Source organism: Pseudomonas sp. Pseusp9 (genome assembly GCF_059491265.1).
In genome coordinates, this window is record NZ_CP168500.1 from 1,274,544 (window position 1) to 1,299,519 (window position 24,976).

Sequence of the window (24,976 nt, forward strand, 5' to 3'; positions counted from 1 at the left end):
TCAGATCTGCCAAGACTAGCCTGCCCGAACGTTCGGGCCTAGAGCGGCTTGGCGACAAAAGCGCGAACTTGTCGCCAATGCGTGAATAAACAGCATGGCCTATTGCTGGCGGAGTTTAAAACTCGGGTCTTTACTACCTGAATCGGTTCTAAGCCGATCCTTCAGGAGAAAACTAGATGAGCATAGTTCGGACAGCATTACCCTTGGTTCTGCTAACCAGTGTCTTGACTGGTTGCGCAGGTTTGCAGAAAACCGATTGGCCAACCTGCGCGGCGGTTGGTGGTGTCGTGGGCGCGGGCCTCGGTGCGACCGAAAGCTCGGCATGGGCAGGGTATGGTGCTCTGCTCGTCGGCGGTACGGCAGCGGCTTATTGCTGGGTTCATGGTGATGGCGACGAAGACGGCGATGGCGTGCCGGACAGCCGTGACAAGTGCCCTGGCACGCCAAGAGGCGTTCAGGTCGATGCCAACGGTTGCCCACCAGCACCGGCGCCCGTGGTCGAAGAAGCGGTTGTGGTCAAGGAAGAAACCATCGTCATCCGCGATGTTCACTTCCAGTTTGATAAAGCCACGCTTACCTCGTCCGACAAACTGGTACTCGACAAGATTGCCACTCGCCTGAAAGCCGAAGCCCCGACTGCCAAACTGACGGTCACCGGTCATACCGATAGCGTGGGCAGCGACACCTACAACCAGAAACTGTCGGATAAACGCGCCCACTCGGTAGTTGAATACCTCATCTCGCAAGGCGTACCTCGCAGTAACTTCGTGTCGGTTGTCGGTGCCGGTGAAAGCCAGCCGGTTGCTGACAACAAAACTGCTGACGGTCGTGCACAGAACCGTCGTACGGAAATCAAAATCGAGCGTTAAGCCCCCTCGCATCCGCGCCTTGTGCAGTCGCGGATGCGGGTCTTTACTCCTGTGTAACCGGTATTGGCCGGGGACACAGGAGCTTTCAACATGATCGTTCTCACAAGGACCGTCTTGCCGGTTCTGCTACTTGGCAGTCTCTTGACCGGCTGCGCGACCCACAGCGATGGCACTGCCCCTCTCAATCAGCGAACCTGGCCAATTTGCAGCCTCATCGGCGGCCTGGTCGGTGGCGGCCTGGGCGCCATCGAGAGTGGCGGTTGGGCCGCAGGTGGGGCGGCGCTGGGTATCTTGTCCGGCGGTTTGATCTGCTATGCCCAGGATGGCGACGAAGACGGCGACGGCGTTTTCGACCGGCGTGACCGTTGTCCTGACACGCCCGCCAATACCCCGGTCGATCATCATGGTTGCCCGATGCCGCAGTATCCGGCCGCCAGCGTCAAACCCGAGCCCGCGCAATCGGAAGTCATCACCCTGAGCGATGACGTGCTGTTTGCCTTCAATCAATCTGACCTGACTCCCACGGCCAAGAGTCGACTGGATGCATTGATGAGCAAGTTCGAAGATGCCGATGTGGTCAGCATCAAGGTGGTCGGCCATACCGACGGCGTCGGTTCGGATGCCTATAACCAGGCCCTGTCGGAGCGACGTGCCAGCAGCGTGGCGGAATACTTGCTGAGCCAGGGTGTGGCGCCGAACAAAGTCACCAGCGAAGGCAAGGGCAAGAGTCAGCCGATTGCCGATAACGACACGGAAGAAGGGCGTGCGAAAAACCGTCGCGTGGATCTGCATATAAACCGTTGAGCCAAGAGATAGAGCCGTCGAGCGACAGTTGTGAGCGCTGCGACGGCCGTTCGGCGGCCTGCATGAAGAATTTTCCGTTGCCCTCTGGCTTAACCCGCGTGGAAGCCGTTACTGTGCGCGCAAACAATAATTCTCATCGGGGGAGCGTATGAAAGTCTTATGGGGGCTGGGGCGGTTATTGACCCTGGTGTTCTGGTCGGTGGTGCTGGTCAATCTGCTCACGCCGTTCGTCTTTCCGCTACACCCGTTGGTCAATCTGGCCGGCGGCCTGTTGGGATTCATCCATCTACTGGAAGCGTTGCTGTGCTATCGCAGCCTGCGGGGTCGCGCCCATCCCTGGCTTGACCGGCTGAAGATCGTCATTTTCGGCGTATTCCACCTGCAAACCATTCCAGCCCCTACCGCTTCGAAGGCTTCCCATGCGTAAATTCTGCCTGCTCGCCGCACTCATCAGCCCATTGGCCTGCGCACAGGTGGTGAGTGTCGAACCCAACTCGTTGATGCGCTTGCCCAACACCGCCAGCACCCTGCAACTGGAACGCCTGGAAGTGGCCGATTACGGCACCTTGCTGATTCCCTCGAATGTCACCGAAGTCACCGTGGGTGAATTGCATCTGGGGCGTGAAGCGCGCATCGCCATCGTGCCGGCGGAACAGGCGCTGGCGCTGAAGGTCCATCGCGCCGATTTGTCCGAAGGCAGCCAGATCACCGCCCGTGGCGCACCCGGGACCTATCAGAAGGCCGCTCGGTCCGGACGCAATCTTGATTTGCAGATCAAGGCACTGAACGCACCGCAGTTGATCGTTGATGCTCGTGGTGGCGCGGGCGCACCGGGGTTTGTCGGCCTCGATGGGGCTAACGGCCAGGAACCGGGGTGCACCTGGGGGCAGGCCGGTCGCGGCGCCGATGGCAGTGATGGCAGCAATGGTCAGCCGGGGGCGCCGGGAGCGCTGGTTAAACTGGCGGTGCCGCACGACTTCCCGGCAGACCGGATCAAGGTTCAGGTGGCTGGCGGTGCCGGCGGCCTGGCCGGCCCGGGCGGCAAACCGGGCGCGGGTGGCAAGGCCAAGGGCTGCCTGATCTACAAGGCTGATGGTGGCAAGAGCGGTAAACCTGGCACCGACGGGCGGCCGGGACCTGAGGGTGCGGCCGGTTCGGTGACGGTTCAGCGGTTGTAAGCAGTCGCGCAAAAGTGAGCGGTCTGTCAGACCGCTATCGCGAGCAGGCTCGCTCCCACAGGATTTGCGCAGTCCCTGTGGAAGTGGGTTTGGTCCGGGCGGCGTTCCGATGATGCTTTTAGAATGTCGGCCGAATCGCCGCAATCAACACCACCGCCAAGCCCACCAACAGATTGATTCCCACCAACCGGCGAATCCGTCCCAACACCGCAGCCCCAGCCGGCCAATCCTGTGCATCCACGGCGGTGCGCAACTCCGGCAGCATCAGCGCCTGAATGCGGATAAACAGCGCGGTCATCACCACATACAAGCCCATCATCACCTGCACATAGCGCGGCGCGTTTTCAAAGCCGGTGAAGTGCAGATTCAGCATGACCACGCCGCTGACCGGCAACAGCACGACCGCCACCCAGACCCAGCGGAAAAAACCTTGAAACACTTCTACCCATAATTTCAGCCGGGCAGGGCCTTCAAGTGCCTTGATCGCTGCGGGGCGCAGGACCATCCAGGCGAAAAACATGCCGCCGACCCAGACCAGGGCGGCCAGTACATGCAGGCTGTAAATGAGGCTAAAAGGTGTCATTGGGTTACTCCGTTCTGCGCGGGATTCATTAGCGGGGTATGATAGCGGCGATCCGAACCACTGAAAATTTATCCAGCGTTTTTTGCGCCCGACAATCCATGATCAGCACCGAACTCAAAACCACGATCCAGGGCGCCTACTCGCGTTTTCTCGAAGCCAAGAGCCTCAAGCCGCGCTACGGCCAACGCCTGATGATCGCCGAAGTCGCGAAGGTCCTGGGTGACATCGACACCGACGACGAAGGCCGGCGCAGTGGCGACCCCGCGATAGTCGCGGTGGAAGCCGGCACCGGTACCGGCAAGACCGTAGCCTACAGCCTGGCGGCGATTCCCACGGCGAAGGCCGCCGGCAAGCGCCTGGTGATCGCCACGGCCACCGTGGCCCTGCAAGAGCAGATCGTCTACAAGGACTTGCCCGACCTGATGCGCAACAGCGGGCTGAACTTCAGCTTCGCCCTGGCCAAGGGGCGCGGGCGCTACATGTGCCTGTCCAAGCTCGACATGTTGCTCCAGGAAGGCCACGCGCAGACCGCCACGGCACAGCTGTTCGAAGAAGAAGGTTTCAAGATCGAGGTCGACGAGGCCAGCCAGAAGCTGTTCACCAGCATGATCGAAAAACTCGCCGGCAATAAGTGGGACGGCGACCGCGACAGTTGGTCAACCGCCCTTGAAGACGCCGACTGGGCGCGCCTGACCACCGATCACAGCCAGTGCACCAACCGTCATTGCCCGAACTTCGGCCAGTGCGCCTTCTACAAGGCCCGCGAAGGCATGGGCAAGGTCGACGTGATCGTCACCAACCACGACATGGTCCTGGCCGACCTGGCCCTGGGCGGCGGCGCCGTGCTGCCGGACCCGCGCGACACCATCTACGTGTTCGACGAAGGCCATCACCTGCCGGACAAGGCCATCGGTCATTTCGCCCATTACACGCGCCTGCGCTCCACCGCCGACTGGCTCGAAACCACCGCCAAGAACCTCACCAAACTGCTGGCCCAGCATCCGCTGCCAGGCGACCTGGGCAAGCTGATCGAGCAGGTGCCGGAGCTGGCCCGTGAGATCAAGACCCAGCAGCAGTTCATGTTCACTGCATGCGAGCAGATTGCCGATTTCAAACCCGGCGAAGACGTTGAAGGCCGCGAGCGCCCGCGTCATCGATTCGTCGGCGGGGTGATTCCCGAGCACATGCGCGAAATGGGCATCGAACTGAAGAAAGGCTTCGCACGGCTGACCGATTTGTTCACCCGCCTGACCGACCTGCTCAAGGAAGGCATGGACGGCGAGGTCAACATCGGCATCGCCAGCAACCAGGCCGAAGAGTGGTATCCGCTGTTCGGCAGCCTGTTGTCCCGCTCTTCCGGCAACTGGGAGTTGTGGACCGCCTTCACCGTCGAAGACCCGGAAGACAACCCGCCCATGGCCCGCTGGCTGACTTTGGCTGAAAGTGGTTCGCTGTTCGACATCGAGGTCAACGCAAGTCCCATCCTGGCGGCGGAAATGCTCCGGCGCAATTTGTGGAACGTGGCGTATGGCTGTCTGGTGACCTCGGCGACCCTGACAGCTCTGGGCACCTTCGATCGCTTTCGCATGCGCGCCGGCCTGCCGAAAAAAGCCGTGACGGCGGTGGTGCCAAGCCCGTTCCATCATGCCGACGCCGGTGTGTTGCGGGTGCCGAACCTGAACGCCGACCCCCGTGATGCAGCGGCGCATACCGCCGCGATCATTCGTGATCTGCCTGAGTTGGTCGAAGGCTCGCGGGGCACCCTGGTGCTGTTTTCCTCGCGTAAACAGATGCAGGACGTGTTCGATGGCCTGGACCGCGACTGGCGCAAGCAAGTGTTCATTCAGGGCAACCTTTCGAAACAGGAAACCCTGAACAAGCACAAGGCGCGAGTCGATGGCGGGGATTCCAGCGTGTTGTTCGGCCTGGCGAGTTTCGCCGAAGGGGTCGACTTGCCCGGTGCCTATTGCGAGCACGTGGTCATTGCCAAGATTCCTTTCTCGGTGCCCGATGATCCCGTCGAAGCAGCCTTGTCCGAATGGATCGAGGCCCGGGGCGGCAATCCGTTCATGGAAATCTCCGTACCGGACGCCTCGCTGAAGCTGGTCCAGGCCTGCGGTCGCTTGCTGCGTACCGAAGAAGACCGCGGCACCATCACCTTGCTCGACCGGCGCCTGGTGACCCAGCGCTATGGCAAAGCCATCCTCAATGCGTTGCCGCCGTTCCGTCGAGAAATTTCCTGACGCACCGGTGGGCAGTTTTGCCCGCCGCGTTGTCTATCTCTCTGCCATCGCTTTTCCACTGGCCCATTGAAGGTCGTTAGGGAGAATTTCGTTCTCATGATTTGCCGTTCGTTGCCTGCCGTTTTTGCCCTGCTGTTCGCAACACCTTTGTTGGCGGCTCCCGCCGGCCAGCAGACGCTGTTCAACTTTGTGCGCCCCGCCGACGTGGTCCAGGTGGCGACTCAGGATGCCAGTCTGCCGCAGTCCAACGCCGAGCAAACCCCCGAGGGCGAAGTGCTGCGCCGGGTGACGTTCAACCCGGTCGCCCGACCGACTTTGCGCCTGACCCCGCAAACCGGCGCCTGGGACTGGTCGCAGTCGGGCGTCATGAGCCTGCGGATCCAGAGCGCGATGAACTGGGCCTTGACCCTGTACGTGACCATCCAGAGCAATGATGGCAAGACCCTGGTCAGCCGCATCGATCTGCCGGCAGGGCCTGCGCAAACCCTGTTGGTGCCGCTGCAAGCGACATCCCCCTTGAGCCAGGGCATGAAGGCTGGCCCGCCGATGCCGATGACCGTCGATGGCCAACGAGTGTTGCTGGCCAGTAGCGCCGGTGAGCTGGATCGCAAAGAAGTGGTGTCGGTGAGTTTGTCGATGGACCAGCCGAAAGTCGCGCAGAGCATCCTGCTGGAGCGCTTTGGCGTGCAGGACGGTGAGTCGGTCACCCAAGCCGTGTATGGCGGGTTGGTGGACGCCTACGGCCAGTCGACCCGGGGCAAATGGCCGGAAAAGATCGGCAGCGACGAACAACTCAAAGGCGCCGCGAGCAAGGAGCAACAACAACTGAAAACCTGGTTGGCCGAGCGCGAAAAGTCCTCCCTGGACAAATTCGGTGGTTTGACCAAAGGCCCATCCTTCAAGGCCAGTGGCTTTTTCCGCACAGAGAAACGTGACGGTCGCTGGTATCTGGTGACGCCTGAAGGCCACCCGTTCTATTCCCTCGGGGTCAATACCGTGGCCGCGGATGTCAACCAGACCTATGTTGCCGGCCGCGAATGGATGTTCGAATCCCTGCCCAAGGCTGACGAGGCGCTGGCCAGCCACTATGGTGAAGGCGACAACCGTGGCGGCAATGGAGCCGATCAAGGGCGCGGCTACAATGCCGGTCGCTGGTACGACTTCTACGCTGCCAACCTGCAGCGCTTGTATGGCGATCCTTGCGGCCTGGGCAGCGAAACCAAAGCTGGCGTCGCCGAGGCGGCCAAGTCCGAAGCAACGGTAGCGCAAGCGGCAGAGGCAAAAGCTGTCGAACCGTGTAAAGCGAAGTTCGACGAGCAGCGCTGGGCTGGTCACACCCTTGATCGCTTGCAGGCCTGGGGTTTCAATACCATCGGCAACTGGAGCGCTCCGGTATTGGGTAACGCTGATCGCGTGCCGTACACCTTGCCGCTGTCGATCGTCGGCGACTACGCCAGCATCAGCACCGGCACCGATTGGTGGGGCGGCATGCCCGACCCGTTCGACCCGCGTTTTGCCATGGCCACCGAACGCGCCGTGGCGATTGCCGCTCGCGACCATCGTGACGATCCATGGCTGATCGGTTACTACGCCGACAATGAGCTGGCCTGGGCCGGTCCCGGCGATGACCCGAAAGCCCGTTATGCACTGGCCTACGGCACCTTGAAAATGACCACCGACGTCCCGGCCAAGCGCGCGTTCCTCAAGCAACTGCGCGACAAGTACCGCAATCAGGATGGCCTGTCGAAAGCCTGGGGCATTGATCTGCCGGCCTGGGAACTGATGGAAGATCCGGGGTTCGTACCGCCGGTCCCGAGCGCCGAACACCCGGAAATCGAAGCCGACTTCAAATACTTCCAGAAGGTCTTTGCTGACACTTACTTCAAGACCATCTCCGACTCACTCCAGTGGCACGCACCTAACCAGCTGCTGCTCGGCGGCCGTTTCGCCATCAGCACGCCGGAAGCGGTGGATTCCTGCGCCCAATATTGCGACGTGTTGAGCTTCAACATGTACACCCTGCAACCTCAGGATGGCTACGACCTCGCCAGGCTGCGCAGCCTCGACAAGCCGGTGTTGATCACCGAGTTCAATTTCGGCTCGACTGATCGCGGCCCGTTCTGGGGCGGTGTCACGCCGTTGGCGAAGGAGGAGGACCGTGGTGCAGCGTATGCCAACTTCCTCAAGCAGGCCTTGAGCGAGCCGTCGATTGTCGGCGTGCATTGGTTCCAGTACCTCGATCAACCGGTCACCGGTCGCCTGCTTGATGGTGAAAACGGTCACTTCGGGTTGGTGGGCATCACTGATCTGCCGTTCCAGGGCTTTGTTGACAGCGTGCGCAAGAGCAATCTGGCGACAGTCGAGCAATTGGGCAAAGAGGCCGAGAAGGCGGCGGCCGCTGCCGACAAAGCCAGCCACGACGCCGAGGGCGGCCGCAAGGCCGAGGCCGGCAAGGGGCCGGGGAAGGGCGCTGGTGGGCATTCCGGGAATGGTCATTAATCGTTGAAACCGCGTCATCGTTCTTCGCTGGCAAGCCAGCTCCTACAGATCATCCCCGCTCTTGTAGGAGTTGGCTTGCCAGCGAAGGCGTCGTTTCAGTCTGCATAAAACGTAGCAACCGCCCGGCCCAACCCTGTTCCCAAAACCCTCAAGGGCTGGAACAATGCCCGCCACTTTGTAGAGCGTTAATCCGGGGAGTTGCGGGTGCAGATTCAGGGTCATTACGAGCTTAAGTTCGAGGCGGTGCGCGAGGCTTTCGCGGCGTTGTTCGACGATCCCCAGGAGCGTGGCGCAGCGTTGTGCATTCAGATTGGTGGCGAAACCGTCCTCGATCTGTGGGCCGGCACTGCCGACAAGGACGGGTCCGAGGCCTGGCACAGCGACACCATCGCCAACCTGTTCTCCTGCACCAAGACCTTTACTGCCGTCACCGCGCTGCAATTGGTGGCCGAAGGCAAGCTGCAACTGGATGCCCCGGTTGCGCGCTACTGGCCCGAATTTGCCGCTGCCGGCAAAGAGTCTGTCACCCTTCGTCAGCTGCTCTGCCATCAGGCCGGCCTTCCGGCTTTGCGCGAATTACTGACCCCCGAAGCCCTTTACGACTGGCAAACCATGGTCGCCGCCCTGGCCGCCGAAGCGCCGTGGTGGACGCCGGGCGAAGGTCACGGTTACGCAGCGATCACCTATGGCTGGCTGGTCGGCGAGTTGCTGCGCCGTGCCGACGGTCGTGGGCCGGGAGAATCCATCGTTGCGCGGGTCGCCAGGCCGTTGGGCCTGGACTTCCATGTGGGCCTGGCCGATGAAGAGTTCTATCGCGTGGCCCACATTGCGCGGGGCAAGGGCAATGTCGGTGATGCCGCTGCCCAGCGCCTGTTGCAAGTGACCATGCGTGAGCCAACGGCGATGACGACCCGGGCGTTCACCAACCCGCCGTCGATCATGACCAGCACCAACAAACCCGAGTGGCGACGCATGCAACAGCCAGCCGCCAATGGCCATGGCAATGCCCGCAGCCTGGCCGGGTTCTACGCCGGCCTGCTTGACGGCAGCCTGCTGGAAAGCGAAATGCTCGATGAATTGACTCGTGAGCACAGCCTCGGTGAGGACAAGACTTTACTGACCCGGACCCGTTTCGGCCTGGGTTGCATGCTCGATCAACCGGACGTTGCCAACGCCACCTTCGGCCTTGGCCCGCGCGCGTTTGGTCATCCGGGCGCTGGCGGCTCCATCGGTTTTGCCGACCCGGAGTACGATGTAGCCTTCGGATTTGTGACAAATACCCTGGGGCCGTACGTCTTGATGGACCCGCGCGCGCAAAAGCTGGTGCGGGTTCTGGCCACTTGTCTGTAAAAGCGGCTATCGGATTCCGGGACTGGAACCCGATTGTCTTTTCAGTTTCAAAGCGTCTGCTTATACGGGCCGATGCGGCCTGATTTTCTGACTTCATTTTTGTGGATATCCAATGTCATCCAATAAAACCCTCGCCTTGGCTCTGTGCTTCGCTATTACCGGTTGCGCACAGACCCCACAGAAAGACGCAACGGCACCGGTCGCCAAGACTGAAAGCGGCAGCCACTGGTACTGGCCGTTCGGTTCCGACGACAGCGTCGGCAAGCCTGCGGCCAAGCCAGAGGCGAAACCTGAAGTCAAACCCGTTGCGGTGACCAAGGCCGAAAGCGATTCCGGCAGCAAGTGGTGGTGGCCGTTCGGCGGTAACCAGCAGAGCACTGCCAAGGCTGTGCCGATGCCAGATCCGAAGGTCACCCAGGCCTGGCTTGACGACTACGAACCGCGCCTGCGCGAGGCGGTCAAGGGTAGTAACCTGCAGCTCGAACGCCGCGAAAACGTGCTGGTGGTGACTGCGCCGGTCGACGGCTCGTTCAACCCTGACCGTCCGGCCATGCTGCTGCCGGTCACACTTGGTCCGTTTACCCGCGTTGCCAAGATCCTTGAAGCCGATCCAAAGACTGCTGTCCTGATCCTCGGCCACAGCGATACGACCGGCTCTGCGCCTGCCAACGTCAAGCTGAGCCAGGAGCGTGCCCAGGCCGTCGCGGCGATTTTCCGTCTCAGTGGTTTGCAGCGTGATCGCCTGATGCTGCGTGGCCTGGGTGGTGATGCGCCACGTGCCGCCAACGACAGCGAGCAAGGGCGTGCGTTGAACCGCCGCGTGGAGCTGCTGGTGACCCCGCAAAACACCATGGCCGCACTGCTGAGCAAGTACAACATGCCGGCGCCTGCCCCTGTGAGCAAGGTCGCTGCCACTGACATCAAGCCGGTCGCCAAGCCTGTGACTCCGGCTCCGGCAACTAAAAAGGCTGCTGTTCCAGCGACGAAAAAAGCCCCCGCGAAAAAGGCACCGGCCAAGAAAACTCCTGCGAAAACCGCAACGCCGGCGAAAAAGACCACGCCAGCCAAAGCCTCCGCAGCTGACAAGAAAGGCGCCGCCACCGATACTGCAAAGCAGTGATTCGTTAACCAAAAGGAATGCGCCATGACCAAGGGCCTGGCTGATATGCGTCGTGACTACACCCGTGATGGCCTGACCGAGGCGCAAGCCCCGGCCAAGCCGTTTACGCTGTTCCACCAGTGGTTTGCCGACGCGGTGAAAACCGAGCAGGCGCCGGTGGAAGCCAACGCCATGACCCTGGCCACCGTTGACCAGGACGGTCGACCGCACTGTCGCATTCTGTTGCTCAAGGGCCTGGACGAGCAGGGCTTCACCTTTTTCACCAACTACGATAGCGCCAAGGGCCAGCAACTGGCCGCGAATCCGTTCGCAGCCATGACGTTTTTCTGGCCTGCGCTGGAGCGCCAGGTGCGCATCGAAGGGCGGGTGGTGAAGGTGACGCCCGAGGAGTCCGACGCCTATTATCAGGTCCGTCCACTGGGCAGTCGCCTGGGGGCATGGGCATCGCCTCAGAGCCGCGTGATCGCCGATCGTGGCGAGCTCGAAACGCTGCTCAAGGACACCGAGCAACGTTTCAGCGACACCCAGCCACATTGCCCGGAACACTGGGGCGGTTATCGCCTGCTGCCGGAGCGCATCGAATTCTGGCAGGGTCGCCCAAGCCGTCTGCACGACCGCCTCAACTACCGCCAGCAGGGCGCCGACTGGATTCTTGAACGTCTGGCACCCTGATCAGTCTAGCGACCGGGATAGTCTGCCGCAGCGGCTTCCAGCCACTTCGGCAGGTCTCGACGCTTGATCTTCTGCGCCCGGGCACTCGCCAACCGTTCGAGCATGAAGGCTTTTTTCTGCTCGTCCTTGCCGGCCAGCGCCAGTGCCAGGTCGCGGTCCATCCAGCGTCTGATCCGCACGTACAGCCACCAATGGAAGTACAAACCGGCAACAGTCGTGACGACGATGATAAAGTAGTCCATGAAAATCCTTGGTCAGCGGGGCGGTTTTCCGATTTTGCCGCTACTGTGTGGGTTCGTGGGAGCGCCTTAACGGTGCCTGAATCAAACCAATTTTACCCGGGTGGTGCCGTGACAGGCGTCAAGCTGCGGGGTCTAATGAACACCTGTTTCTTTGGAGTTGATGCTATGCGTAAGTCTGTTCTGCTGGTTGCTTCCTTTTCCACGATGGCGATGTTGCTCACTGGTTGCCAATCGAGCCTGACCGGTGACTCCTACTCCCGTGACGAGGCGCGTCGTGTGCAGACCGTTCGCATGGGTACCATCGAAGCGCTGCGTCCGGTGAAAATCGAAGGCACCAAAACCCCGATCGGCGGCGCTGCAGGCGCAGTGGTCGGCGGCGTTGGCGGCAGTTCCGTCGGTGGCGGCAAAGGCAGTGTTGTTGCAGCGGTCATCGGCGCAGTCGCTGGTGGCTTGCTCGGTTCGGCCGCTGAAGAAGGCCTGACCCGCACCCAGGGCGTGGAAATCACCGTGCGCGAAGACGATGGCAGCATGCGCGCCTACGTTCAGGAAGTTCAACCGAACGAAGTGTTCCGTGTTGGCGAGCGTGTGCGCATCGCCAGTGTGAATGGCACCAGCCGCGTTTCGCACTAAGCGCAAACACCGGATAAACAAAAAACCCGATCAGGTGACTGATCGGGTTTTTTGTTTTTCAACTCAGGGGGCGTCTTGATTGGCGCCAGGCGTTATCGCTGTTTATCAGGAGGCCAGCGCGCTGTTCTTGCGGCTCGCCATCGCCGTCACCCCATAGCCGATCAGCGCCGCCAGAATCGAACCGGTCAGGATCCCCATGCGGTCCATCCCGGCGAAATCACTCACGCCCGGCTCAAAGGCCAGCGAGCCGACAAACAGACTCATCGTGAAACCAATGCCGCAGAGAATCGCCACGCCCAGCACCTGGCCCCAATTGGCGCCTTGGGGCAGGGCGGCGATACCGGTTTTCACGGCGAACCAGGTCAGGCCGAAGACACCGACGGTCTTGCCCAGCAGCAGCCCGATGGCGATGCCCATGGGAACATGGTGAGTGAAGCTTTCGACGGTGACGCCGCTCAGAGACAGGCCGGCGTTGGCGAAGGCGAACAGCGGCAGGATGCCGTAGGCGACCCACGGGTGCAGGGCGTGTTCCAGGGTCAGCAGCGGTGAAGGCTCGGCATTTTTCGTGCGCAGCGGAATGCAGAAAGCCAGGGTCACGCCGGCCAGCGTAGCGTGGACACCGCTCTTGAGCACGCAGACCCAGAGGATCAAGCCAATGATCATGTACGGCCCGAGCTTGACCACCCCAAGCCGGTTCATCCCGATCAGCGCGGCAATACAGGCCGCGGCCAGTGCCAGGGACAAGGTCGACAGCGCGCCGGAATAGAAGATCGCAATGATGATGATCGCGCCGAGGTCGTCGATGATCGCCAGGGTCATCAGGAACAGTTTCAGCGAGACCGGAACGCGTTTTCCCAGCAACGCCAGCACGCCAAGGGCGAAGGCGATGTCGGTAGCGGTCGGGATTGCCCAGCCGTTGAGGGCCGGTGGCGTATCGCGATTGAGGTACCAGTAGATCAACGCCGGCACCACCATGCCGCCAATCGCCGCCGCGCCAGGCAGGACGATTTGCGACGGTCTGGACAACTGGCCGTCGAGGACTTCGCGCTTCACTTCCAGGCCGATCAGCAGGAAGAACAGCGCCATCAGGCCGTCGTTGATCCACAGCAGCAAGGGTTTGGCGATTTTCAGCGCGCCGATCTGGGCCACCACAGGGGTGTCCAGCAGGCCGTTGTACAGCCACGACAGCGGCGAGTTGTTGATAATCAGAGCCAGAACGGCAGCGGCAATCAGTAGCAGACCGCTGGCAGCTTCCAACTGAAAGAAACGCGTGAAAGTGCTACGCAGAGGCAAGGTCGCTCTCCATCCGTGAATTCAAAAGGTGTTACACCCTAACAAGTACTGTTAGTTGTTAAAACAAAAGTTATATTCTTTTTTGTTATATGTCGTTACAACGTGATCCCCCATCAGGGACCTGAGCCTAGCAGTTGCCGGGCGTATTGGATCTCAGCTGTACCTGTGCTGTATGTAGGTTTTTTCCTAAGCTTGATAGTTGAGCCCTGTGACAGGCCCACTCTTGCCTGATTCAATGAGAAAACCATCATGAGCGACAACCGACAGTGGTCCCGCGAAGCGATCCGGATCATCGAAGCCGACTTCCAGCGCAGCGCCGACACACACCTGATTCCCTTGCCGCTACCGGGTTTTCCAGGCATCGAGTTGTACTTCAAGGATGAATCCAGCCACCCCACGGGCAGCCTCAAGCACCGCCTGGCCCGCTCGCTGTTCCTGTATGCGCTGTGTAACGGCTGGCTCAAACCCGGTGCGCCGGTCATTGAAGCGTCCAGCGGTTCGACGGCGATTTCCGAAGCGTACTTCGCGCGCATGCTGGGCTTGCCGTTCATTGCGGTGATGCCGGCGACCACGTCCAGGGAAAAGATCGCGCAAATTGCCTTCTACGGTGGCCAAAGCCACCTGGTGGACGACCCGACCCAGATCTACGCCGAGTCCGAGCGTCTGGCTCGCGAACACGACGGGCACTTCATCGACCAGTTCACCTACGCCGAGCGCGCCACCGACTGGCGGGCGAACAACAACATTGCCGAGTCGATCTTTCATCAGATGCGTTTCGAACAGCATCCCGAGCCGAGCTGGCTGATTTCCAGCCCAGGTACCGGGGGCACCACGGCCACCCTGGGCCGATACGTGCGTTATCGCCAGCATTGCACCCGCGTGCTGTGTGCCGATGCCGAGCGTTCGGTGTTCTTTGATTACTACCAGACTGGCGATGCCAGCCTGCGTCTGGACCACGGCTCGCGTATCGAAGGCATCGGCCGGCCGCGTGTGGAAGCGTCGTTTCTGCCCAAGGTGATCGACGCGATGGTCAAGGTACCGGACGCCTTGTCACTGGCGGCCATGCACTACCTGGCAGAACGTCTGGGGCGCCATGTGGGCGGGTCGAGCGGGACCAACCTGATCGGCGCACTGATGGCCGCTCAGCACATGAAGGCGGCGGGGGAGACGGGGTCGATGGTGGCGATTCTGTGTGACGGCGGCGAGCGCTACGCCACGACCTACTACGATCCGGCGTGGCTCAAGGCCCAGGGGTATGAGTTGAGTGGCTTGATGGCGGTGGTGGCAGCGACGGTGGAGCGAGGTGAGCCATTGCCGGCCTCGGTGCTGCGCGCCAATATCTGAAAATCATCAGACGCCGAATACCACTGTGGGAGCGAGCCTGCTCGCGAAAGCGGTATCTAATTCAACACGTATGTTGACTGATCTACCGCCTTCGCGAGCAGGCTCGCTCCCACAGGGATTTGTGTCACTGCAATGATCGGGTATCAGGCCTCTAGACCGAGAATGTCCCGGGCCACCGCTTCAGCAATGCGAATCCCGTCGACACCCGCCGACAGAATCCCGCCCGCATACCCGGCACCTTCACCGGCCGGGAACAAGCCTTTCACGTTCAGGCTCTGCATCGACTCGTTGCGGGTAATGCGCAGTGGCGAAGACGTACGCGTCTCGATCCCGGTCAACACCGCATCGTGCAGCGAGTAACCGCGAATCTGCTTCTCGAACGCCGGCAAGGCTTCGCGAATCGCTTCGATGGCGAACGCCGGCAACGCCAGCGCCAGATCACCCAGGGCAACGCCCGGCTTGTAGGACGGCTCGACGCTACCCAGTTCGGTGGACGCTTTGCCCGCGATAAAATCGCCGACCAGTTGCGCCGGGGCTTCGTAGTTGCTGCCGCCCAGCACAAAGGCGTGGGATTCCAGGCGTTCCTGCAACTCGATACCGGCCAGCGGGCCGCCCGGATAATCGACTTCCGGGGTAATGCCGACGACGATGCCGGAGTTGGCATTGCGCTCGTTGCGCGAATACTGGCTCATGCCATTGGTCACGACGCGGTTCGGTTCGGACGTCGCTGCCACGACCGTACCGCCCGGGCACATGCAGAAGCTGTAGACCGAACGGCCGTTCTTGGCGTGGTGCACCAGTTTGTAGTCGGCGGCGCCCAGTTTCGGGTGGCCGGCGTACTTGCCCAGGCGCGCGCGGTCGATCAGCGACTGCGGGTGCTCGATGCGGAAACCCACCGAGAATGGCTTGGCTTCCATGTACACGCCACGGCCGTGGAGCATGCGGAATGTATCGCGGGCGCTGTGGCCGAGGGCCAGGATCACATGTTTCGAATGGATCTGTTCGCCGCCATTGAGTTCGACGCCGACCAGTTGGCCGTCATCGATCAACACGTCGGTGACACGCTGCTGGAAGCGCACTTCGCCGCCAAGGGCGCGAATCTGCTCACGCATGTTTTCCACCACGCCGGTCAGTCGGAACGTACCGATGTGCGGTTTGCTGACGTAGAGGATTTCTTCCGGCGCGCCGGCCTTGACGAATTCGTGCAGGACCTTGCGACCGAGGAACTTCGGGTCCTTGATCTGGCTGTACAGCTTGCCGTCGGAGAATGTCCCCGCGCCGCCTTCACCAAATTGCACGTTGGATTCCGGGTTGAGCACGCTTTTGCGCCACAGGCCCCAGGTGTCCTTGGTGCGCTGGCGTACTTCGGTGCCGCGTTCGAGAATGATCGGCTTGAAGCCCATTTGCGCCAGCAGCAGCCCGGCGAAAATCCCGCACGGACCGAAGCCGACGACGATCGGACGCGCATTCAGGTCGGCCGGTGCCTGGCCTACCGCTTTGTAACTGACATCCGGCGCCACGTTGACGTTACGGTCGTCGGCGAACTTGTGCAGCACCGCCGCCTCGTCGCGAACTTCAAGGTCGATGGTGTAGATGAAACACAGTTCGGAGGACTTTTTGCGCGCGTCGTAGCTGCGCTTGAACAAGGTGAAGTCGAGCAGGTCATCGCTGGCAAGCCCCAAGCGCTGCACGATGGCAGGGCGCAGGTCTTCATCGGGATGGTCGATCGGCAACTTGAGTTCGGTGATTCGTAACATGGCGGGATCCGGTTCGCGGGGCGCACAACTGCGCCAGGGCGTTTGAAGCCCGCGATTATAAGCCCCAAAGGCAGCGTCCAGTGAGGCAAAAACCGCCTCTCGTCGAATCAGTCGTCGCGCGCTCCGCCAAAATAACCGCATCCGCGCTGCACCTGGCCGTCAATTCGCAGCTCGGCACTCATGTGCTGGATGCTGCCGGTGCTGCTGTCGACGCAACGTTGCGGTGCAACCCACAGTTCAATGTGCTGGTTGTTGGCTTCGGTACTGAGGTTGAAGCGGCCATCACCCAGTTGCTCCTCGACGTAGGGCACGGCCAGCGGCGGCTGGCCGGCGCGGTCGATGACCATGCCTTTGCCGCTGACTTTCACGTTCCACTCCGGTGTGTGGCCGGCAGCGCGCAGAATCAGCAGTTTGAAGTTCGGATCATCGCACGCGGTGCCCGAACGCTCGACGCGGTACAACTGCTGCAGATCGAGCTGGCCGTCACCACTGCTGCCGGTCACAACCCGTCCGCGCACGTCGGCAAACAGCTTGCCCTGTTTGTCCGCCAGGTTGGCGGCCTGCTGCAGGACACTGGTACCGCCCGTGTCGTTGACCACATAGCGGTTTGCCTGGTTGCACGGCTGGAACAGCAGTTTGCCGTCCGCTGCGGTCAACTGGCCTTGCATGCGTGTCTGGCCGACATGGGAGGCGCTCGCCCGCTCACCCTCGAACAACTGGCAAGCGGCGAACAGCGGAAGCAGGGCAACGAGGACTAGGGAACGGGCAACACGCATCTTGGGGTCTCCTGACAGGTGCCGCCACGTTACTCAGGCTGATCGTTCATCACAACCCGTTATCGTCTCCACTTTGTATTGGGGCTGACGCAGGTTGCGATTTTTCATCTTCAGATGTGAAAGGTCTGACCTGTTTGCAGGCCTTCCACGCTTTTGGCGTAGGCCAAAGCCACATCTGCCGCAGGAACCGGCTTGAAGCCGCGGAAGTACGGCGCGTATTTGCCCATGGCTTCGACCAGGACGTTCGGGCTGATCGAATTCACACGCAGGCCGCGCGGCAGTTCGATGGCGGCGGCCCGGACGAAACTGTCCAGTGCACCGTTGACCAGCGCCGCCGAGGCGCCGCTGTAAATCGGATCGTGGCTGAGTACGCCAGTGGTGAAGGTGAACGAAGCGCCATCGTTGGCGAACTCGCGACCGATCAGCAACAGGTTGACCTGGCCCATGAGTTTGTCTTTCAGGCCCAGGGCGAAGCTCTCTTCGGTCATCTCATTGAGCGGGGCAAAGGTCACGTTGCCGGCGGCGCACACCAATGCGTCGAATTTGCCGGTCTGCGCGAACAGTTTGCGAATCGAGGTGCTGTCGCTGATATCCACCTGGAAGTCGCCGCTGGAGCGACCGATGCGGATGATTTCGTGGCGTGGCGAGAGTTCTTTGTCGATGGCCGAACCGATGGTGCCGCCTGCGCCAATCAAAAGAATTTTCATGGATGTCGATCCTCGTTGTGGGTTGAACGAGGTATCAGTTTAGAGTGGTTTTTTTCGTAGATAAGCGCGCTAATAGGCAACCTTTGGTTTTCAAATGGAAACAATCCATGAGCGAGATGGATGACCTGGCCGCATTCGCCGTATTGATCGAAGCGGGAAGTTTCACCCTGGCGGCGCAGCAGCTCGGTTGCAGCAAAGGCCAGTTGTCCAAGCGCATCAGCCAGTTGGAAGCGCAGTTTTCCGTGGTGCTGTTGCAACGCACCACCCGCCGCCTGAGCCTGACCGCGGCCGGTGCTGCGTTGTTGCCCCAGGCACAGGCGCTGGTGGTGCAAGTCGAGCGGGCGCGCCAGGCCCTGGCGCGGCTGAAGGACGACATGGCCGGCCCGGTGCGGATGACGGTGCCGGTATCACTCGGGGAAACCTTCTTCGATGGCCTATTGCTGGAGTTTTCCGCCAAATACCCTCAGGTGCAGATCGAACTGGAGCTCAACAACAGCTATCGCGATCTGTCCCGCGACGGCTTCGACCTGGCGATTCGCTCTGACGTGGCCATTGACCAGCGACTGGTGGCGCGCCCGCTGCTGGCGTGGCAAGAGCTGACCTGTGCCAGCCCGGCTTATCTGGAACAATACGGTGAACCGCAAACACCCCAGGCGCTGGCCGAGCATCGTTGCCTGCTCAACAGCCATTACAGCGGCCGCGAAGAATGGCTGTATCACCAGCAGCACGAGTTGTTGCGGGTGCGGGTGTCGGGGCCGTTCGCCAGCAACCACTACAACCTCTTGAAGAAAGCCGCACTGGTCGGCGCCGGTATTGCGCGGCTGCCATCCTACTGTTTGCCAACAGAACTGGCCGATGGGCGTTTGCGATGGCTCCTGCGCGACTATCAGACCCGCAGCATGCCGATGTACCTGGTGCATCCGTATCAGGGCGGATTGCCCAAGCGCACACAGGTGCTGGCGGATTATTTGATCGGGTGGTTCAAGCGCAGTGGGGAGGCGTTGGATCGGCTGTAAATCTTCACACGCACGTCGTCCTGTAGGAGCGAGCTGGCTCGCGATGGGCGTTAACGATGACGAGGGTTGTCTGAATGAACGCAGCGCCCTCGAGTTTCTCGCGAGCAAGCTCGCTCCTACAGAAGAGGGTTTACGAAGCCAGGGAGGTTGGCAGGCATAAAAAAACGGCCCGCGAAGGCCGTTTTTTGTTTACCGCAATGGCTTAGCCGCCGAGGTACGCTTCGCGCACTTTCGGGTCGGTCAGCAGTGCTTCACCGGTGCCTTGCATCACCACCCGGCCGTTCTCCAGAACGTAGGCACGGTCAGCGATTTTCAGCGCCTGGTTGGCGTTCTGCTCGACCAGGAACACGGTCACACCGTCCTTGCGCAGCTGTTCGATGATGTCGAAGATCTGCTGGATGATGATCGGTGCCAGGCCCAGGGACGGCTCGTCGAGCAGCAACAGCTTGGGCTTGCTCATCAGTGCACGGCCGATGGCGAGCATTTGCTGTTCGCCGCCGGACATGGTGCCACCACGCTGGGCGAAGCGTTCTTTCAGGCGTGGGAAAAGTCCGAGGACCTTGTCCATCTGCTCCTGATAGTCGCCCTTGGCGGTGAAGAAACCGCCCATGGACAGGTTTTCTTCCACGGTCAGTCGGGAAAACACCCGACGACCTTCCGGCACCACGGCAATGCTCTTGCGCATGATCTGCGAGGATTCCTGGCCGACCAGTTCCTCACCCATGTAGCGGATGCTGCCGCTGTGGGCGCGCGGCGAACCGCAAAGCGTCATCAGCAACGTGGACTTGCCGGCACCGTTGGCACCGATCAGGGTCACGATCTCGCCCTGGCGGACTTCGACGTTGACGCTGTGCAGGGCCTGGATCTTGCCGTAGAAGGTGGAAACGTTTTCGAACTGCAGCATTTACGCTTCCCCCAGGTAGGCTTTGATCACTTCAGGATTGTCGCGGATCTGTTCCGGTGTGCCGTTGGCCAGGGGGGTGCCCTGGTTGATCACGACGATGTGGTCGGAAATGCTCATGACCAGTTTCATGTCGTGTTCGATCAGCAGCACGGTGACGTTGTGCTCTTCACGCAGCACGCTGATCAGCGCCTTGAGGTCTTCGGTTTCCTTCGGGTTCAGGCCGGCGGCCGGTTCGTCGAGCATGAGGATCCGCGGGCGGGTCATCATGCAGCGGGCGATTTCCAGGCGACGTTGCTGACCATAGGCCAGGGTGCCTGCCGGGCGGTTGGCGAACTCCTTGAGGTGAACCTTGTCCAGCCAGTACTCGGCGTACTCCATGGCCTCGCGCTCGCTTTTGCGGAACGACGGGGTCTTGAACAGGCCGGACAGGAAGTTGGTGTTCAGGTGACGATGCTGAGCGATCAGCAGGTTCTCGACCGCCGTCATGTCCTTGAACAACCGCACGTTCTGGAAGGTGCGCACCACGCCCTTGAGGGCGATCTTGTGGCCCGGCAGGCCTTCGATCGGCTCGCCGTCCAGCAGGATGCTGCCGCCGCTCGGCTTGTAGAAGCCGGTCAGGCAGTTGAACACGGTGGTCTTGCCGGCGCCGTTAGGGCCGATCAGCGCCACCACTTGTTTCTCCTTCACGCTCAAGGCCACGCCGTTGACCGCCAGCAAGCCGCCGAAGCGCATGCTCAGGTTATCTACTTTCAGGATCTCGCGGCTCATTTGCGCAGCTCCATGTGAGGACGTTGCATGGGCAGCAGGCCTTGAGGGCGCCAGATCATCATCAGCACCATCAAGGCGCCGAACATCAACATGCGGTATTCACTGAACTCACGCATCATTTCCGGCAACAGGATCATCACCGTGGCCGCGAGTACGACACCCAGTTGCGAGCCCATGCCGCCCAGCACCACGATGGCGAGGATGGTCGCCGACTCGATGAAGGTGAAGGACTCTGGTGTCACCAGGCCCTGACGCGCGGCGAAGAAGCTGCCGGCGAAACCGGCGAAGCAGGCACCCAGGGTGAAGGCCGACAGCTTGATGATCGTCGGGTTCAGACCCAAAGCACGGCAGGCGATCTCGTCTTCACGCAGTGCTTCCCAGGCACGACCCAGAGGCATGCGCAGCAAGCGGTTGATGACGAACAGGGCGAACAGTGCGAGGAATAACGCAACCAGGTAGAGGAAGATCACCTTGTTGATCGAGTTGTATTCCAGGCCGAAGTACTCGTGGAACGTCTGCAGGCCTTCAGCCGCCTTGCGCTCGAAGGTCAGGCCGAAGAACGTCGGTTTCTCGATGTTGCTGATGCCGTTCGGACCGCCAGTCAGCCCGGTCAGGTTACGCAGGAACAGACGGATGATTTCACCGAAGCCCAGGGTCACGATCGCCAGGTAGTCACCGCGCAAGCGCAGCACCGGGAAGCCGAGCAGGAAGCCGAAGGTGGCCGCCATCAGGCCGGCAATCGGCAGGCAGATCCAGAAGCTCAGGCCGTAGTAGTGCGACAGCAGCGCGTAGCTGTAGGCGCCTACGGCATAGAAGCCGACGTAACCGAGGTCGAGCAGGCCGGCCAGGCCAACCACGATGTTCAGGCCCAGGCCCAGCATCACGTAGATCAGCACCAGGGTGGCGATATCCACCGCGCCGCGAGAGCCGAAGAACGGCCAGACCAGTGCGCCGATGATCAACGCAATGATGATCCAGCGCTGGGTGGTCGGCAGGGTCAGAAAGTTACTGGCCTTGGCCGGCATCACTGGCATGTTGGGCGAGGATTTCCAGGCCGCGCTGATCTGCTGGTCGAACAGGACCCGCAGGAACATCAGCACCGAGCACACGGCGATGGTGATCAGGGTGGCGTCGCTGGTGCCATGAACTTCGAGGTTGATGCCGACGATGGTCAGCTTCAGACCGAGTACCGGGTAGGCCACGGCCCACACCAGCAAAGCGCTGAACAGCGCCTGTTTAAGATTCCTAGTCATACCTTCTCAACCTCCGGACGGCCCAACAGGCCGGTTGGCCGGAACAACAGCACCAGAACCAATAGACCGAAAGCCACGACGTCCTTGTACTGGTCGCCGAAGATATCGGCACCAAAGGCTTCCGCTACCCCGAGCACGATCCCGCCGAGCATGGCGCCGGGGATGCTGCCGATACCGCCCAGTACCGCGGCGGTGAAGGCCTTGAGGCCAACGAGGAAACCGGCGTTCGGGTTGATCACACCGTATTGCATGCTCAGCAGCACGGCCGCGATGGCCGCCAGTGCCGCACCGATGACGAAGGTCAGGGCGATGATGTTGTTGGTGTTGATACCCAGCAGGTTGGCCATCTTGATGTCTTCGGCGCAGGCGCGGCAGGCGCGGCCCAGGCGAGAGCGGGAGATGAACAGGGTCAGGCCGAGCATGGCGATCAAAGTCACCACGAACACCACGATTTGCATGTAGGAAATCAGCACTTCATGTGCGCCACCTGGCCCGATGGCGAAGTTGCCGGGGATCAGGTTGGAGATGGATTTGTCCTTGGAGTCTTGCGCCAGCAGAACCGTGTTCTGCAGGAAGATCGACATGCCGATGGCGGAAATCAGCGGGATCAGACGGTTGCTGCCGCGCAAGGGGCGGTAGGCGATCCGTTCGATGCTGTAGCCGTAGGCACTGGTGACAACGATGGTTGCAAGGAAAGCAGCGGCCATCAACAGCGGAACGCTGTCGAGTCCCAGCATGGCCAGCCCGGCGATGGCGATGAACGCCACGTAGGAGCCGATCATGTACACCTCGCCGTGGGCGAAGTTGATCATTCCAATGATGCCGTAAACCATCGTATAGCCGATGGCGATCAGGGCATACGTGCTGCCAATGGTCATGCCATTAACCAGCTGTTGGAAAAAGTGATAGATGTCAGGCATTACAGCGCTCCTAAAAACCTGATACGCATTTCACTGGTGGAGTCATTTTCCCGCCCGGGCCCCGTGGATCTGCATCCACTTCGAATCCGGGGTTTGCCAGCGAACCGCTGATGACGGTTTTGAGATTTTCAGGTGGGGAGGCTGGCGGATCACGCCAGCGCGGCCCAAAACGTTCGTAAAATAAAGCCCACGGCACGCCGTGGGCTTTATTGGCAGTCAGTCAGGCAGCGCCTTACTGAGGCGAAGCTTCAGTTTTTGGTTTGCCGAAGTGCCACTCGTAAACCACAAATTTGAAGTCTTTCAGGTCGCCCTTGGCGTCGAAGCTCAGGTCGCCAGTCGGGGTCTTGAAGGTGCCGGCGTGGATGGCTTCAGCCACTTTGCCTGCGTCTTCGGACTTGGCCGCCTTGATGCCTTCGGCGATCACTTCCACAGCCGAGTAGGCCGGGAACACGAACGGACCGCTCGGGTCTTCTTTCTTGGCCTTGAATGCGTCAGCCAGGGCAATGTTGGCCGGATCCTGGTCGAAGGACTTCGGCAGGGTCACCAGCAGGCCTTCGGAAGCGTCCTTGGCGATCTGCGAAATGGAGTCGTTACCCACGCCTTCCGGACCCATGAAGCGGGCTTTCAGGCCTTTTTCCTGGGATTGACGCAGGATCAGGCCCAGCTCCGGGTGGTAGCCGCCGTAGTAGACGAAGTCGACGTTGGCTTGCTTGAGCTTGGAGATCATCGAAGAGAAGTCTTTGTCGCCGGCGTTGATGCCTTCGAACACGGCAACCTTCACGCCTTTGCCTTCGAGGGTTTTCTTCACGGCAGTGGCGATGCCTTCGCCGTATTGCTGTTTGTCGTGCAGAACAGCAACGATTTTCGGTTTTACGTGATCGGCAATGTAGTTACCGGCGGCAGGGCCCTGGGCGCTGTCCAGGCCGATGGTGCGGAACACCATTTTGTAACCACGGTTGGTGATGTCCGGGCTGGTGGCAGCCGGGGTGATCATGATCACGCCTTCGTCTTCGTAGATGTCCGAAGCCGGTTGAGTGGAGCTGGAGCACAGGTGGCCGACCACGAACTTGACGCCGTCGTTGACGACTTTGTTCGCGACCGCAACAGCTTGTTTTGGATCGCAGGCGTCATCGTATTCAACGGCTTCGAGTTTCTTGCCGTCTACGCCGCCCTTGGCGTTGATCTGTTCGATGGCCATTTTGGCGCCACTGAACTGCATGTCGCCGTATTGGGCTACAGGGCCGGTTTTAGGGCCGGCGATGCCGATCTTGATGGTGTCAGCTGCGAACGAATGGCTGGCAACCCCGGCCAGAACCATAGCGGCAAACAGTTTGGAAATCTGCTTAGTAGCCTTAGTCATAGTGCTCCACTCTTACTGTTGTAGTTTTTATAGTCCTGGCGCCGAAAGCAGCAGAACCGGGTCAGATATCTGCGACATTCCCCGGAAAAGTCCCTCGGCAACTGTACCGGTACAGTGTAGAGCGCCGATTGTCGGCCTGGGAAGGCGGCGTCGGGGGACAAAACCTGCAGGTGTCGCTTTATTGAAAGAAAGATACAGAATTGCGGCGGGGTGTTGAGAGGCTTATAGCCCGATTCAGTGCATTCCCTGGCTTTCCTGCGCTTTTCATTTCGGTCACTCGATTGCATCCGGGTTTTTCTGCCAGACCACCGACGTTATCATTCGCGTCGATTTCTTTTCCGGACAGTCCCATGAATAAAGAACCTAGCACCCTCTATGCCAAGCTGCTTGGTGAAACCGCATCTATTTCCTGGAAAGAGCTGGAGCCGTTCTTTGCCAAGGGTGCCCTATTGTGGGTCGATCCTGGCCTGGATTTGATCGCCGCCGCCGAAGCCGTAGCCCAGGATGAAGGGGAGAAAGTGGCTGCCTGGCTGGCTGCTGACAAACTCGCCAAACTGTCTGAAACGCGGGCGCTGGATCTTTTTGAACGTGATCCGCAGTTGTGGGCGGTGGTTGTTTCGCCGTGGATTCTGATCCAGGAAAGGGCGCAGGCTTAAAAGGTTGCACTCGATTGGTGCGCACCCTTCAG

Annotated in this window: 24 protein-coding genes; 13 read left to right on the forward strand and 11 right to left on the reverse strand. The window is 60.8% G+C overall.

Annotation, left to right across the window (positions count from 1 at the left end):
- Positions 1 to 176: 176 nt before the first annotated feature.
- The 4 genes from ACEN8E_RS05645 to ACEN8E_RS05660 all read left to right on the forward strand — a co-directional run bounded on the left by ACEN8E_RS05645 (position 177) and on the right by ACEN8E_RS05660 (position 2,851).
- The gene (locus tag ACEN8E_RS05645; protein WP_495591764.1) at positions 177 to 869 is read left to right on the forward strand and encodes a PA1041 family peptidoglycan-binding anchor lipoprotein; all 693 of its coding nucleotides are present in this window, start codon (positions 177 to 179) and stop codon (positions 867 to 869) included.
- A gap of 90 nt (positions 870 to 959) precedes the next feature.
- The gene (locus ACEN8E_RS05650) at positions 960 to 1,673 is read left to right on the forward strand and encodes a PA1041 family peptidoglycan-binding anchor lipoprotein (protein WP_495591765.1); all 714 of its coding nucleotides are present in this window, start codon (positions 960 to 962) and stop codon (positions 1,671 to 1,673) included.
- A 148-nt stretch (positions 1,674 to 1,821) separates the two neighbouring features.
- Entirely contained in the window at positions 1,822 to 2,100 is a 279-nt protein-coding gene (locus ACEN8E_RS05655; protein ID WP_495591766.1) for a DUF1145 domain-containing protein, read from the forward strand.
- Positions 2,093 to 2,851 carry a collagen-like triple helix repeat-containing protein gene (locus tag ACEN8E_RS05660; RefSeq protein WP_495591767.1) on the forward strand — a complete coding sequence of 253 codons (759 nt, stop codon included), beginning with the start codon at positions 2,093 to 2,095 and terminating at the stop codon, positions 2,849 to 2,851. Before ACEN8E_RS05655 ends, ACEN8E_RS05660 begins: the two co-directional genes overlap by 8 nt.
- A 118-nt stretch (positions 2,852 to 2,969) precedes the next feature.
- Here the strand turns inward: ACEN8E_RS05660 and ACEN8E_RS05665 are convergent, their stop codons facing one another.
- Positions 2,970 to 3,434 carry a CopD family protein gene (locus tag ACEN8E_RS05665; protein WP_495591768.1) on the reverse strand — a complete coding sequence of 155 codons (465 nt, stop codon included), beginning with the start codon at positions 3,432 to 3,434 and terminating at the stop codon, positions 2,970 to 2,972.
- Positions 3,435 to 3,532: 98 nt separating this feature from the next.
- Between ACEN8E_RS05665 and dinG the strand changes: the two genes are divergently transcribed.
- The 5 genes from dinG (at position 3,533) to pdxH (ending at position 11,318) form a co-directional block, all read left to right on the forward strand.
- Complete coding sequence (gene dinG / locus ACEN8E_RS05670; protein WP_008016067.1) at positions 3,533 to 5,677, forward strand: ATP-dependent DNA helicase DinG; 2,145 nt, start codon at positions 3,533 to 3,535, stop codon at positions 5,675 to 5,677.
- Between the two features lie 96 nt (positions 5,678 to 5,773).
- Entirely contained in the window at positions 5,774 to 8,176 is a 2,403-nt protein-coding gene (locus ACEN8E_RS05675; RefSeq protein WP_495591769.1) for a beta-galactosidase, read from the forward strand.
- A gap of 204 nt (positions 8,177 to 8,380) precedes the next feature.
- Positions 8,381 to 9,526 carry a serine hydrolase domain-containing protein gene (locus tag ACEN8E_RS05680; protein WP_495591770.1) on the forward strand — a complete coding sequence of 382 codons (1,146 nt, stop codon included), beginning with the start codon at positions 8,381 to 8,383 and terminating at the stop codon, positions 9,524 to 9,526.
- 112 nt (positions 9,527 to 9,638) lie between these two features.
- Positions 9,639 to 10,646: an OmpA family protein gene (locus ACEN8E_RS05685; protein ID WP_495591771.1), complete on the forward strand. Its 1,008-nt coding sequence runs from the start codon at positions 9,639 to 9,641 to the stop codon at positions 10,644 to 10,646.
- A gap of 24 nt (positions 10,647 to 10,670) precedes the next feature.
- On the forward strand, positions 10,671 to 11,318 hold the full coding sequence (gene pdxH, locus ACEN8E_RS05690) for a pyridoxamine 5'-phosphate oxidase (RefSeq protein WP_495591772.1): 648 nt from the start codon (positions 10,671 to 10,673) through the stop codon (positions 11,316 to 11,318).
- 5 nt (positions 11,319 to 11,323) lie between these two features.
- Here the strand turns inward: pdxH and ACEN8E_RS05695 are convergent, their stop codons facing one another.
- Positions 11,324 to 11,560 (reverse strand): hypothetical protein, encoded by a 237-nt coding sequence (locus ACEN8E_RS05695; protein ID WP_495591773.1) that lies wholly within the window; start codon positions 11,558 to 11,560, stop codon positions 11,324 to 11,326.
- Positions 11,561 to 11,725: 165 nt separating this feature from the next.
- Here ACEN8E_RS05695 and ACEN8E_RS05700 point away from each other — a divergent pair, with 165 nt between their 5' ends.
- Positions 11,726 to 12,190 (forward strand): outer membrane lipoprotein, encoded by a 465-nt coding sequence (locus ACEN8E_RS05700; protein ID WP_008016451.1) that lies wholly within the window; start codon positions 11,726 to 11,728, stop codon positions 12,188 to 12,190.
- 105 nt (positions 12,191 to 12,295) lie between these two features.
- On the opposite strand, the gene nhaA is transcribed toward ACEN8E_RS05700, so the two are convergent.
- Positions 12,296 to 13,483, reverse strand: coding sequence for a Na+/H+ antiporter NhaA (gene nhaA, locus ACEN8E_RS05705; protein WP_495591774.1), 1,188 nt, complete (start codon positions 13,481 to 13,483; stop codon positions 12,296 to 12,298).
- Positions 13,484 to 13,729: 246 nt separating this feature from the next.
- On the opposite strand from nhaA, the gene ACEN8E_RS05710 reads away from it, so the two are divergent.
- Positions 13,730 to 14,827, forward strand: coding sequence for a PLP-dependent cysteine synthase family protein (locus tag ACEN8E_RS05710; protein WP_495593278.1), 1,098 nt, complete (start codon positions 13,730 to 13,732; stop codon positions 14,825 to 14,827).
- Positions 14,828 to 14,970: 143 nt separating this feature from the next.
- Here the strand turns inward: ACEN8E_RS05710 and ACEN8E_RS05715 are convergent, their stop codons facing one another.
- From ACEN8E_RS05715 to ACEN8E_RS05725, 3 genes are all read right to left on the reverse strand, one after another.
- Positions 14,971 to 16,584, reverse strand: coding sequence for an NAD(P)/FAD-dependent oxidoreductase (locus ACEN8E_RS05715; RefSeq protein ID WP_495591775.1), 1,614 nt, complete (start codon positions 16,582 to 16,584; stop codon positions 14,971 to 14,973).
- Positions 16,585 to 16,691: 107 nt separating this feature from the next.
- Complete coding sequence (locus tag ACEN8E_RS05720; protein ID WP_495591776.1) at positions 16,692 to 17,360, reverse strand: COG3650 family protein; 669 nt, start codon at positions 17,358 to 17,360, stop codon at positions 16,692 to 16,694.
- A gap of 110 nt (positions 17,361 to 17,470) precedes the next feature.
- Positions 17,471 to 18,067 carry a short chain dehydrogenase gene (locus tag ACEN8E_RS05725; RefSeq protein ID WP_495591777.1) on the reverse strand — a complete coding sequence of 199 codons (597 nt, stop codon included), beginning with the start codon at positions 18,065 to 18,067 and terminating at the stop codon, positions 17,471 to 17,473.
- A 107-nt stretch (positions 18,068 to 18,174) separates the two neighbouring features.
- Between ACEN8E_RS05725 and ACEN8E_RS05730 the strand changes: the two genes are divergently transcribed.
- A complete protein-coding gene (locus ACEN8E_RS05730; RefSeq protein WP_008052920.1) occupies positions 18,175 to 19,083 on the forward strand; it encodes a LysR family transcriptional regulator in 909 nt (302 codons plus the stop codon).
- A 202-nt stretch (positions 19,084 to 19,285) separates the two neighbouring features.
- On the opposite strand, the gene ACEN8E_RS05735 is transcribed toward ACEN8E_RS05730, so the two are convergent.
- From ACEN8E_RS05735 to ACEN8E_RS05755, 5 genes are all read right to left on the reverse strand, one after another.
- Entirely contained in the window at positions 19,286 to 19,987 is a 702-nt protein-coding gene (locus ACEN8E_RS05735; protein WP_095945384.1) for an ABC transporter ATP-binding protein, read from the reverse strand.
- A complete protein-coding gene (gene livG, locus ACEN8E_RS05740; RefSeq protein WP_495591778.1) occupies positions 19,988 to 20,755 on the reverse strand; it encodes a high-affinity branched-chain amino acid ABC transporter ATP-binding protein LivG in 768 nt (255 codons plus the stop codon). It abuts the gene before it with no gap.
- Entirely contained in the window at positions 20,752 to 22,008 is a 1,257-nt protein-coding gene (locus ACEN8E_RS05745) for a high-affinity branched-chain amino acid ABC transporter permease LivM (RefSeq protein WP_495591779.1), read from the reverse strand. Before ACEN8E_RS05745 ends, livG begins: the two co-directional genes overlap by 4 nt.
- Positions 22,005 to 22,928, reverse strand: a complete 924-nt coding sequence (gene livH / locus ACEN8E_RS05750) for a high-affinity branched-chain amino acid ABC transporter permease LivH (protein WP_495591780.1) — start codon at positions 22,926 to 22,928, stop codon at positions 22,005 to 22,007. The genes ACEN8E_RS05745 and livH overlap by 4 nt, the downstream gene beginning before the upstream one ends.
- A gap of 232 nt (positions 22,929 to 23,160) precedes the next feature.
- Entirely contained in the window at positions 23,161 to 24,288 is a 1,128-nt protein-coding gene (locus ACEN8E_RS05755; RefSeq protein ID WP_495591781.1) for a branched-chain amino acid ABC transporter substrate-binding protein, read from the reverse strand.
- Between the two features lie 350 nt (positions 24,289 to 24,638).
- Between ACEN8E_RS05755 and ACEN8E_RS05760 the strand changes: the two genes are divergently transcribed.
- Positions 24,639 to 24,944: a DUF2288 domain-containing protein gene (locus tag ACEN8E_RS05760; RefSeq protein ID WP_495591782.1), complete on the forward strand. Its 306-nt coding sequence runs from the start codon at positions 24,639 to 24,641 to the stop codon at positions 24,942 to 24,944.
- Positions 24,945 to 24,976 lie beyond the last annotated feature (32 nt).

What these genes read in the sequence shown, in the direction of transcription:
- ACEN8E_RS05645 (WP_495591764.1), top strand. Translation starts at nt 177, where the DNA reads ATGAGCATAGTTCGGACAGCATTACCCTTGGTTCTGCTAACCAGTGTC.
- ACEN8E_RS05650 (WP_495591765.1), top strand. Translation starts at nt 960, where the DNA reads ATGATCGTTCTCACAAGGACCGTCTTGCCGGTTCTGCTACTTGGCAGT.
- ACEN8E_RS05655 (WP_495591766.1), top strand. Translation starts at nt 1,822, where the DNA reads ATGAAAGTCTTATGGGGGCTGGGGCGGTTATTGACCCTGGTGTTCTGG.
- ACEN8E_RS05660 (WP_495591767.1), top strand. Translation starts at nt 2,093, where the DNA reads ATGCGTAAATTCTGCCTGCTCGCCGCACTCATCAGCCCATTGGCCTGC.
- ACEN8E_RS05665 (WP_495591768.1), bottom strand. Translation starts at nt 3,434, where the DNA reads ATGACACCTTTTAGCCTCATTTACAGCCTGCATGTACTGGCCGCCCTG.
- dinG (WP_008016067.1), top strand. Translation starts at nt 3,533, where the DNA reads ATGATCAGCACCGAACTCAAAACCACGATCCAGGGCGCCTACTCGCGT.
- ACEN8E_RS05675 (WP_495591769.1), top strand. Translation starts at nt 5,774, where the DNA reads ATGATTTGCCGTTCGTTGCCTGCCGTTTTTGCCCTGCTGTTCGCAACA.
- ACEN8E_RS05685 (WP_495591771.1), top strand. Translation starts at nt 9,639, where the DNA reads ATGTCATCCAATAAAACCCTCGCCTTGGCTCTGTGCTTCGCTATTACC.
- pdxH (WP_495591772.1), top strand. Translation starts at nt 10,671, where the DNA reads ATGACCAAGGGCCTGGCTGATATGCGTCGTGACTACACCCGTGATGGC.
- ACEN8E_RS05695 (WP_495591773.1), bottom strand. Translation starts at nt 11,560, where the DNA reads ATGGACTACTTTATCATCGTCGTCACGACTGTTGCCGGTTTGTACTTC.
- ACEN8E_RS05700 (WP_008016451.1), top strand. Translation starts at nt 11,726, where the DNA reads ATGCGTAAGTCTGTTCTGCTGGTTGCTTCCTTTTCCACGATGGCGATG.
- ACEN8E_RS05715 (WP_495591775.1), bottom strand. Translation starts at nt 16,584, where the DNA reads ATGTTACGAATCACCGAACTCAAGTTGCCGATCGACCATCCCGATGAA.
- ACEN8E_RS05720 (WP_495591776.1), bottom strand. Translation starts at nt 17,360, where the DNA reads ATGCGTGTTGCCCGTTCCCTAGTCCTCGTTGCCCTGCTTCCGCTGTTC.
- ACEN8E_RS05725 (WP_495591777.1), bottom strand. Translation starts at nt 18,067, where the DNA reads ATGAAAATTCTTTTGATTGGCGCAGGCGGCACCATCGGTTCGGCCATC.
- ACEN8E_RS05730 (WP_008052920.1), top strand. Translation starts at nt 18,175, where the DNA reads ATGAGCGAGATGGATGACCTGGCCGCATTCGCCGTATTGATCGAAGCG.
- ACEN8E_RS05735 (WP_095945384.1), bottom strand. Translation starts at nt 19,987, where the DNA reads ATGCTGCAGTTCGAAAACGTTTCCACCTTCTACGGCAAGATCCAGGCC.
- livG (WP_495591778.1), bottom strand. Translation starts at nt 20,755, where the DNA reads ATGAGCCGCGAGATCCTGAAAGTAGATAACCTGAGCATGCGCTTCGGC.
- ACEN8E_RS05745 (WP_495591779.1), bottom strand. Translation starts at nt 22,008, where the DNA reads ATGACTAGGAATCTTAAACAGGCGCTGTTCAGCGCTTTGCTGGTGTGG.
- livH (WP_495591780.1), bottom strand. Translation starts at nt 22,928, where the DNA reads ATGCCTGACATCTATCACTTTTTCCAACAGCTGGTTAATGGCATGACC.
- ACEN8E_RS05755 (WP_495591781.1), bottom strand. Translation starts at nt 24,288, where the DNA reads ATGACTAAGGCTACTAAGCAGATTTCCAAACTGTTTGCCGCTATGGTT.
- ACEN8E_RS05760 (WP_495591782.1), top strand. Translation starts at nt 24,639, where the DNA reads ATGAATAAAGAACCTAGCACCCTCTATGCCAAGCTGCTTGGTGAAACC.